Annotated in this window: 8 protein-coding genes and 1 pseudogene; 3 read left to right on the forward strand and 6 right to left on the reverse strand. The window is 37.2% G+C overall.

Features of this window, described 5'->3' with window-relative positions; genetic code table 11:
• The 3 genes from HGC4_RS08810 to HGC4_RS08820 all read left to right on the forward strand — a co-directional run.
• The coding region (locus tag HGC4_RS08810; protein WP_157258200.1) for a DUF2027 domain-containing protein at window positions 1-1,043 on the forward strand (1,043 nt) is incomplete at its 5' end.
• 56 nt (window positions 1,044-1,099) lie between these two features.
• Window positions 1,100-2,059 (forward strand): hypothetical protein, encoded by a 960-nt coding sequence (locus HGC4_RS08815; protein WP_157258202.1) that lies wholly within the window; start codon window positions 1,100-1,102, stop codon window positions 2,057-2,059.
• 34 nt (window positions 2,060-2,093) lie between these two features.
• Window positions 2,094-2,681 carry an LEA/WHy family protein gene (locus tag HGC4_RS08820; protein ID WP_050709767.1) on the forward strand — a complete coding sequence of 196 codons (588 nt, stop codon included), beginning with the start codon at window positions 2,094-2,096 and terminating at the stop codon, window positions 2,679-2,681.
• A 73-nt stretch (window positions 2,682-2,754) separates the two neighbouring features.
• Here HGC4_RS08820 and HGC4_RS18425 read toward each other — a convergent pair whose 3' ends face one another.
• From HGC4_RS18425 to HGC4_RS08850, 6 genes and pseudogenes are all read right to left on the reverse strand, one after another.
• Window positions 2,755-3,642 carry a hypothetical protein gene (locus tag HGC4_RS18425; RefSeq protein WP_082204123.1) on the reverse strand — a complete coding sequence of 296 codons (888 nt, stop codon included), beginning with the start codon at window positions 3,640-3,642 and terminating at the stop codon, window positions 2,755-2,757.
• Window positions 3,643-3,649: 7 nt separating this feature from the next.
• The gene (locus HGC4_RS08830; RefSeq protein WP_050709768.1) at window positions 3,650-4,171 is read right to left on the reverse strand and encodes an NUDIX hydrolase; all 522 of its coding nucleotides are present in this window, start codon (window positions 4,169-4,171) and stop codon (window positions 3,650-3,652) included.
• Between the two features lie 4 nt (window positions 4,172-4,175).
• Window positions 4,176-6,248, reverse strand: a complete 2,073-nt coding sequence (locus HGC4_RS08835) for a DNA topoisomerase 3 (protein ID WP_050709769.1) — start codon at window positions 6,246-6,248, stop codon at window positions 4,176-4,178.
• A 192-nt stretch (window positions 6,249-6,440) separates the two neighbouring features.
• Window positions 6,441-7,259, reverse strand: coding sequence for a 3-methyl-2-oxobutanoate hydroxymethyltransferase (gene panB / locus HGC4_RS08840; protein ID WP_050709770.1), 819 nt, complete (start codon window positions 7,257-7,259; stop codon window positions 6,441-6,443).
• Window positions 7,260-7,380: 121 nt separating this feature from the next.
• A complete protein-coding gene (locus tag HGC4_RS08845; RefSeq protein ID WP_050709771.1) occupies window positions 7,381-8,928 on the reverse strand; it encodes an OmpP1/FadL family transporter in 1,548 nt (515 codons plus the stop codon).
• 92 nt (window positions 8,929-9,020) lie between these two features.
• Window positions 9,021-9,726: pseudogene (locus HGC4_RS08850) on the reverse strand (hypothetical protein); the annotation flags it as partial.

The following is a 9,726-nucleotide window of genomic DNA, read 5'->3' on the forward strand; positions in this document are numbered from 1 at the left end:
TGAAAGTAGGAGATAAAGTACGTTTTCTAAATACAACGGGAGGCGGAATCGTAAAAGGTTTTCAAGGTAAAGATATAGTAATAGTAGACGATGATGGGTTTGATACACCGATACTTATTAGAGAGTGTATAGTTATAGAACCTGCAAATGAGGCTCAAGTGCGTCAGTCGGTAAAGCCAAAGGCGCAAGAAGTTACATCTTATCAGAAAGAGCCTAAGGTAGAGAGTGTTTCCGTTGTTGAGACTAAAGAAGGAGAGCGTATTACAGCTTGCCTAGCTTATCTGCCTCTTGATATAAAGACATTGAGTACAACAGGGTACGAATGTTACTTAGTAAATGATAGTAATTTCTATCTGTCTTATAACTATATGAGCAGATCTGATAAAGGATGGATAAGTCGTGCTACAGGGACTATAGAACCCAATACAAAGATTTTTCTGGAAGAATTCACGAAGACTGATCTGAATGATTTGGAAAAAGTATGCGTTCAGTTCATTCCATATAAAGTAGATAAGCCTTTCAGTTTGAAGAATCCTTGTTCTTCGGAAATTAGAATTGATACAGTTAAATTCTATAAGTTGCATAGTTTCAAAGAGAATGATTACTTTGATGAAGAAGCTATCATTTATTATCTGATGAAAAATGACCTGACAGAAAGAGAATTGTTTGTATCGGCGGAGGTTATTGAAGAAGCGATGAAAGAGAAGAAACAATTAGATCGTCAACAACCACAACCTCTTAAAAAGAAAGATACATCATCTTCTATTCTTGAAGTAGACTTGCATATTGAGGAATTGATAGATTCTACAGTTGGTTTAGATGCAAAAGATATTCTTGAATATCAGATTATTAAATTCAGAGAGATAATGGATGAAAACAAGGCAAAGAAAGGTCAGAAGATTGTCTTTATTCATGGTAAAGGAGAAGGCGTTTTAAAGAAAGCTATCTTGAGTGATTTGAAGACTAGATATAGTACGATGAATTATCAGGATGCATCTTTTAAAGAATATGGATTTGGAGCAACAATGATTACGATTAAATAATTTAGAATTGAACCTTAAGGGTCTTTTTTGAGGTAATAAAATATAAAAGCATGGCTATGAAGTTTCAAAAGAAATATAAGAATTTGCTAAGTGCATTATTTGTCTTTGTAATTGCTTTTTCTTCATTCTTGGCTTTTGAACCTCTATTTGAACACTTAGGACAAAAAGCTTCGCAAGAATTTGCTGCTGCTATTTTCGGGACTATTTTTGCTGCGGTAATTACGATGGTTTTGTTGAATAAACAAACCGAAACCGAAGTCGAAAAGAGTCGTAGTGAAAAGGTTTTTGAGCAGAAAATAACTCTGTATAATCAGGTTATAGACACTTTGCAGGGTGTTTTTGAAAAACAGGTAGATGGTACTGAAATACAATTAGACCGATCGGAGATTACTCAATTGGAATTTCTCCTCGCAAAAATGATGATGATCGGTAATGATAAAACCATAAACGAGTTTAAGGCTTTTTATGAGATTGTTACCAATAACTATTCGCCTCAAACGCAAACCTTATATTTAGATTCTTCGGATAAGCAAATTGTTTTTCGCTTTGCTGATTATTGTCGTGAGGAGTTAGGTTTATCAGATAAAACGCTGGAAAAAGAAATTTTAGAGGATATTGTTCTGCAAGGAGAGCTATTCTATAATATAGAGGAAACGGGAGAGCTTCACCCTAATCTGGTGGATACAATAAAAGATATTTATGGTTATCTGGTATTTGATTTGGATTTACCTACTCGGAATATCGTTTTTAAAGCCAATGGTTTTGATGCCTACATTAGTAAAAGGCGAGACGATAAAATGTGTTTTTTGCAATGTACGTTTAATATAGATTCTGTTCGATTGGTTTTAGAGCACGATCATGTCATTAAAGGATTTGCAAAGAATCAGGAAGACAATAAATCTATATTCTTATTTGAATCGGACGATCGTAAAAAAGTGAAGTTGTATATTTCGGATATAGAGCGTGCAATAAAGGAAAGCTATATGCTAACAAAGAAGCAAATATTGAACTTATGAAAAAGGATATAATTTTTTAATGATTAAATATAGAATGAAACAAAAACTATCTGCATTATTGCTAATATGTATAGCTGTAATGTTTTCGGGCTGTGGTGTTAGTAACGATTTAACCAGTGCCTATAACGTAACAAAGTGTGAGTATGATTATAAATCTATTTCGAACTTAACGGTATCAGGAGTAAACTTATCAAATGGAATATCGCCATTGAGTGTTCCTAAGCTATTAGGAATTTTAGGGGGAACAGCATCTTCTATTCCGATGAATTTTACTCTAAATCTGAATGTGAAAAATCCAAATACAACAGCTGCCATTATGAATGGTCTGCAATATATTGTAAGTATAGATGATATACAGTTTACAACAGGACATGTTGATCAAACGATGAATATTGCAGCGGGGACAACTCAGGTTCTACCTTTGAATATTGGTGTTGATCTTGCAACACTAATGTCTAACAATTCTAAATCGGCAGTAGAGAATATTGCTAAGAATTTTATAGGAATAAGCGATACTAAGTCTAATGTGAAGGTGCAAATCAAACCAACTTTTATGATTGGTGGTACGCCTATCACTTCTCCGGTATATTTTCCGGTAAGTTTCACGTTTGGAGGTAAATAAGGGTTTGTGAAACAAAAAAAACCGACTAGTCAATCTGGTTAGTCGGTTCTTTTTTGTTTATATATTTGATTATTTATAGCATAAAGTCAGTCAACGGAGGGTAAAGCCCTATGTATTCTTCTGTACTTTCGTCCGCATAGGCAATCTTAAGATTATCCATAAGATCTTCTTCCTCCAGAGCTTCTAATATTGTATGCACAGCTATATTTTTATTTACTACATAGCAAAAAATATTCATCGTTCCCGACCCTATATCTCCACCATCGCAATGTCCATTTCCTGTCCATCCGAGGCAATTATTAAATAGTGATTCGAGGTAATCTCTTTTCTCTGTTAGTTCTGCTTGATCCGCGTCTTTGTCGTATGAATATTGAACAATAAACTCAGTGAGATCTTCTTGTTCCTCATAGCCGATTTGTTTTTGTTCACTCACATATTTTGCGAGTGTGATGTTTGATGGCAGATCGTTACTTCTGGTTTCTATAGTTTCAGTCTCCCCAACTTCTCCTAATATCCCTTTATGGATGGTTATTGTATTATCTTCATTGATCCATATTTCAAAATACCTTGTGGTGCCTTCCGATTGCTTGTATAGCTTCATCATCTTAGCATCGGTCTCTTCTTCATTTATTGCTGTATCGTCATTCCATTCATTCACATTAGGCACTTTACCTTCTGCATAGTATTGAGAGAATAGATTTATTATTTCGCTTTGAGTGGTATATGTTCGGCTATAATGCTTGAAATTATCATCGGAGCCGAATACAAATCGTATTTCTGCATAATACTCATTGTTCTGCTTGATGGCTTGTATATAGATACTGTTTTCAATGGGGTTTTTAGGCTCCAGAATGATATAGCTGTCTTCATCCTCAGTAAGACTGCATATTGTTGCCTTAAGTATCTCTATATCGTGTTTGCGGACGCTACTTCCGTCCTTTATAAGTTTGAACTGTATCATTGTGTTATTACTTTGTATTATTTAAATGATCGAATCCTTTGGATAGAAAATGCCCAAAATCAAGTTCGAAGTTTGGTGTGAAAATATTTTTACCTAGTTGTTCGTTGATCTCGCTTATATCCCAAAAACGTCCGTCGGAAACTTCTTTCATATCCACCTTCGGTATTTGGTTGGTTTTAGTATAGAAACAGTAAGTCAGTTCTCTCTCTCTATCTGTTTCAATAATGTATTTATCAATATAATGGATGGTTAAGTCTTTAAGACCTATTTCTTCGCCAGCTTCGCGTAATGCTGCTTGCTGAGGGGTTTCATTCAAGTCGATATGTCCTCCTACTGACGAATCCCATTTGTTGGGTTGTATATCCTTTGTTGCCGATCTTTTTTGCATGTATAGCTTTCCTGCTTCATTAAACACATGAAGGTGTATCACCGGATGCAATAGTTTAGAGCCACTGTGGCATTGGCTGCGTGTTGCCTGACCTATTACATTACCTTGTTCGTCTACTAATGGAAATATTTCTTCTTGCATAAATTTATTTGTCTAAGAATTTCCTCAATTCATCGTTGTGAAGATTTTCAACATTGCCATCGAAGTTTAAACGAAATGTACATCCTGCTTTCCATTCCGAACAACCATAAGCAGCTTTTCCTTTCAATAGTTTTCCTTTCTTGCAGAGCGGGCATAATACCGCTTCGTCAGGTTTTGGTGTTGAGGTTTTCTCTTTTTTCTTTTCTGTTGGCTCTTTTTTCTTACGAGGAGAAGTCTTTTTTGCAGGTTTCTCTTCGGGCTCTTTGACTTCTTCTATTTCAATAGATTTTCTCGAATAGTCGTTTCTTACATTCATTACTATTTGAGTCAGCATCTGCTTTAGTTCATCTATGAATATTTTTGTATCATATTGATTACGCTCTATTTGTCGAAGTTTGTTCTCCCATATTCCAGTCAATTCGGCAGATTTGAGTAATTCCTCTTGAATAGTTTGTATCAATTGCACACCTGTTATTGTAGCTAAAAGGTTCTTCTTTTCTTTACGAACATAATTGCGCTTAAACAGGGTTTCTATAATGGCAGCACGCGTAGATGGGCGACCTATTCCATTTTCTTTAAGAGCATCTCTCAGCTCATCATTTTCTACGAACTTTCCGGCTGTTTCCATTGCCCGAAGCAATGTTGCTTCTGTATAATATTTAGGGGGAGAAGTCCACTTTTCGGTTAAAGAAGGTTCGTGTGTTCCACTTTCCCCTTTTTCGAAAGAAGGAAGTATATTCTCTTCATCTTTATCATTACTTTCAGAGTCGTCAGCTGAGGAGTTATTCGATTGCTTCTCGAAAACAACTCGCCATCCCTGATCTAATATTTGCTTTCCTGTTACCTTAAATTCAACTTTAGAAGCTTCTCCTAAAACAGTCGTTGTCGATATTTTACAATTCGGGTAGAATACTGCAATAAATCGTCTGGTTACCATATCGTATACCTTACGTTCATTTTCAGTAAGAGCATTGGCTCGTACTCCTGTTGGAATGATAGCATGGTGATCGGTTACCTTGCTATTATCGAATACTTTTTTCGATTTCTTTATTTTAGCAGCAAGTATAGGAGCTACTAAATCTTCATAACCCATCAAACCTTTTAGGGTTGCAGGCACTTTGGGGAATATATCATCACTCAGAAAAGTAGTGTCAACACGAGGGTAGGTGGTGAGCTTCTTCTCATAAAGTGATTGTATAATTTTCAAGGTATCTTCTGCCGAAAAGGCAAATTTCTTATTACATTCTACCTGCAATGAGGTAAGGTCGAATAGTCGGGGAGGTAATTCTTCGCCTGCCTTGATCGTTACATCTGTAACTTCAAAATCGGCTAGTTTTATTACTTCTAGAAACTGTGTTCCTTCTTCTTCTGTTGTAAATCGTCCTTTAGTTGCCGAAAAAGTAGTATTTCGATAAATAGTTTTTAATTCCCAATAAGGCTCAGGCTTGAAGTTTTCGATCTCCAGTTGTCTGTTTACAATAAGAGCTAAAGTTGGGGTCTGGACCCTTCCAATAGATAATACCGATTTATTTTGACCATATTTTATGGTGTATAGTCTCGTTGCATTCATGCCGAGTAACCAATCGCCAATAGCACGAGATAATCCAGCCTCATACAGTTTGTCAAAGTCGCTCTGTTCTTTTAAATTTTGAAAGCCTTCTCGTATTGCATCCTCTGTAAGAGACGAAATCCAAAGACGCTTAACCGGGCATTTAGCTTGCGCTTTCTGCATTACCCAACGTTGAATAAGTTCTCCTTCTTGTCCAGCATCACCGCAGTTTATTATTTCTTCTGCATTTGCAAATAAGGTTTCGATTACGGAGAATTGTTTGGCTATTCCCTGATTCTCGATTAATCTGATGCCGAATCGGGGAGGGATCATTGGGAGTAAGTCTAATGACCAGCGTTTCCATTGTGGATAATATTCGTGTGGTTCTTTTAGGGTACAGAAATGCCCGAATGTCCATGTTACTTGGTATCCGTTTCCTTCAAAATACCCGTCTTTTTTATTTTTTGCTCCTAGAACATTGGCTATTTCTCTGGCTACACTCGGTTTTTCGGCTATACAAACTTTCATATTAAAGAAGCATGTCTGCGATAATTCAAACAGACATGCTGTGCATATTTTATTTTATTATGTGATACTTAAGCTATCAAAAGCTTATTTATTGGAACTGCCTTTTTCTTAATGAGCGACAGTATTTAAAGTCTTGTTTTCTAGCTGACTCTTATAAATTATAGAGACTAAAGTAATGAAAAGCTTTAGACTTTAATAAGATTCTTTTTCATTTGGAAAATCAGACTCCTTCACGTCTTTTATATACGATTGTACAGCTTCACTCATTATAGTATGAAGATCTGCATAACGGCGAAGAAATTTAGGAGAAAAGTCTTTGTTGATACCAAGCATATCATGGATTACTAATACTTGTCCGTCAACGTATGCTCCTGCTCCGATTCCAATCATTGGAATAGTCAGTTCTTTAGATACTTGTTCTGCCAGTGTTGCTGGAATCTTCTCTAGAACAATTCCAAAACAGCCTACTTCTTGAAGAAGTTTAGCATCTTCGATTAGTTTGTCGGCCTCTACTCCATCTTTAGCACGTACTGCATAGGTACCATATTTATTAATTGATTGAGGCATCAATCCCAAATGTCCCATAACTGGGATTCCTGCATCTATTATCTTTTTAATATCTGCAATAATTTCTTTGCCTCCTTCTATCTTTAGCGCATCAGCACCAGTTTCTTTCATTATTCTTATAGCAGCTTCTAAGGAGAGGGTAGGGTTGCCCGAGCAACTACCGAATGGCATATCAATGATAACCAATGCTCGTTTTACTCCGTTTACTACCGATTTGCCATGATAAATCATCTGATCGAGAGTCATAGGGAGAGTTGTGGTATTGCCTGCCATCACATTTGATGCAGAATCGCCTACCAAAATTACATCCATACCTGCCTGATCTACGATCGAAGCCATAGAATAATCATACGATGTAAGCATTGAGATTTTTTCGCCTCTTTGCTTCATTTCCTGTAAACGATGAGTCGTTACTTTACGGTTATCTTCTGTATAAGTTGACATAGTTTTATTGATATTATTAGCTCTGCAAATGTATAAAAAGCAAATGGTAATAAGTATTATAAATCAAAAAAGCTGCACTAATTAAATAGCACAGCTTTTTTGTATATTGTATCTTTTATTCTTAGAATCTATATCCAAAAGTAAGTAATCCACTGAACATATTTGTTTTAAGTTCGGCTTTGTCTGAGCCAGCAAAACTATACAAATCGTCAGTACGACTATTCATTACAAATGCCACATCGGTGTAAAAGTGAGGTGTAAATCTATAACCAAGTCCGTAAGTGAAATAGTTAGAATCTCCTACTAGCGAGAAGTGAGTTATAGTTCCTGCTGTAAGAGCTGTATGTGTACCGTCTTCACTACCATTCACTAAGATGTCTTTTACAGGGCTTTGTTGCCACATGTAACCTACACGTCCCGAAAATTGAGGAGTGAAACGAAACTCGGCTCCAAGACGTAATGTTGATGAATTTCTGAAAGATTCTTTGATGTCTTGATTTGCAGGTGATTGAAATCCATTAGCATCCTGTAAATTCATGTTGCCATAGTTTGTTAGCTCGTAGTCTGCACTTATTATTGCTCTTTTAGCAATAACTCCTGCTAAACTGAATACCCACTTATCTGGTGTGCGGAATTTATAATCTGTAAATACAACACCTTCTTCCCGTCTTGATGAAACGTTAGGTCTTCCGTTGAAGCCATCCATAAGAACAGAGTATCTATCTGTCATATTGTACCATGTTGGAGAGTGATAAGCAGCACCAATTCTTAATTCTTGGATTGGTTTGAAGATAAGACCTGCTTTTACTTGCCAACCCGATCCGTCTGTTCTCAATTGATTATCCATTTCGTACTCATGTGCTGGATCGCCAGTTGTTCCTTCGTAGAATGCTTCACTGTAAAGTGATGAAATATTATAATTGATATCAGTAACCGAAATTGTAAGACCGGCACTAAGCATGTCTGCAAAAGTAGTACCCATATTAAAGTCGTAAGAATCCACAGATCCTCTTTCGAATACATGCAGATAATTATCAATCGTAGGATTTTTCATCCCTGACAAAACCGATTGGTATCTAGTACCGTTGGGGGTAGTAGGACTTATCATTCCTGTACCAAAAGCGAGAGCTCCCAGCCAATACTCTGAGGGTCTGTCCCAAAATGGTTCTTGTGCCAACTCTAAATCTCGAGAAGGTATACCATCTACTCTATTTGCAATATAGTCAGTTTGTGATTGATCAACAAAATGACCCTTCATCGTGTATTTTCGATCAAATGATTGTACGCGATTATAAGAAAATCCGAAATTGATTAAAGGAGCAACATCACTGTGTAAAGGCACTGTTCCAACGAAAGCAATATTATCAAAACTAAATTTGAATCTGCTGTCGTCAGTTTTGCTATCATACAGTCTTGTTGTAGTTCTTGTGTTGGTGAAATTCATCGTAGTTACGATCTCTGATTTCGTGTATACGCCTATTCCCGCCGGATTGATTGCAATCCCCGAAATATCACCTCCAAGAGCACCGAAAGCACCACCCATTGATACTGAACGTGCAGTACCTTTCAAACCTGTATAGGAAAGGTTGAAAGCATCCATCTCTCCCTGTGCTAATGCAGATCCTATGAAAGATGAGGAAAGTAAAGCAAGAATAAAAATACGTTTCATAGTTATTGTTTTTATTTCTAAAAAAAGCTATTTTAGTTTAAACAGTTAAAATAGCTTTTTTGTTTGTATTCAACATTCTTTTTGTTTCAATTTTATCTGCGTCCTCCACTACTACGACCACCGCCGCCTGATGAACGTGCAGCTCCTCCGCCTGATGAACGGCTTGGTGCAGATCTTTGCATAGATGAGCCTGATGATCTGCTGCTTGAAGAACTTCCTGTATTGAAATTCCTGTTGTTATTAGTTGCAGGTCTTGAACTTGTACCCGATGATCTGTTTGTTGAAGATCCTTGGTTGCTTACTGCTGCGCCTCTATTATTGGTTGTTGTTCCACCTCTATTAGTGCTTGTAGCTCCACCTCTATTAGTGTTGCCTGTTGTATTTCTTGTTGGAGAATTAGTAACTATTCTTCCGGTGTTTGGATTGTAGGTAGCGTTTCTGTTTACAGATGTTCTGCCTGAAGCAGCTCCAGCTCCACCTCTACCTGTTGTACCATTGTTAGTTGCTGGTCTTGTGCTAACTCCTGATTCTCTGGTTGAAGTACGTCCTGAGTTATCTCTGGTACTGCTACTGCGTGTACCTTCGTATCTTCCAGTTGAAGTACGCCCTGAATTATCTCTGTTTGTAGATGTACGTCCTCCAGTTGCATCTCTACCCGAAGATCCACGGTTTGCTGCGCTTCTGTTGCCTGAGGCAGCTGATCCTCTGTTGCCGCCGTTTCGTGAAGTGGTTCTGCCAGGTCGATTGTTGGTCATCCTTTGACCGCGACCCCAGCCGCCGCCCCAGCCCCAACCAGGA

This window comes from Dysgonomonas sp. HGC4 (assembly GCF_001261715.1).
Classification (GTDB): Bacteria; Bacteroidota; Bacteroidia; order Bacteroidales; family Dysgonomonadaceae; genus Dysgonomonas_A.

Coding starts and splice junctions, on each gene's coding strand:
- HGC4_RS08815 (WP_157258202.1), top strand. CDS start 1,100: ATGAAGTTTCAAAAGAAATATAAGAATTTGCTAAGTGCATTATTTGTC.
- HGC4_RS08820 (WP_050709767.1), top strand. CDS start 2,094: ATGAAACAAAAACTATCTGCATTATTGCTAATATGTATAGCTGTAATG.
- HGC4_RS18425 (WP_082204123.1), bottom strand. CDS start 3,642: ATGATACAGTTCAAACTTATAAAGGACGGAAGTAGCGTCCGCAAACAC.
- HGC4_RS08830 (WP_050709768.1), bottom strand. CDS start 4,171: ATGCAAGAAGAAATATTTCCATTAGTAGACGAACAAGGTAATGTAATA.
- HGC4_RS08835 (WP_050709769.1), bottom strand. CDS start 6,248: ATGAAAGTTTGTATAGCCGAAAAACCGAGTGTAGCCAGAGAAATAGCC.
- panB (WP_050709770.1), bottom strand. CDS start 7,259: ATGTCAACTTATACAGAAGATAACCGTAAAGTAACGACTCATCGTTTA.
- HGC4_RS08845 (WP_050709771.1), bottom strand. CDS start 8,928: ATGAAACGTATTTTTATTCTTGCTTTACTTTCCTCATCTTTCATAGGA.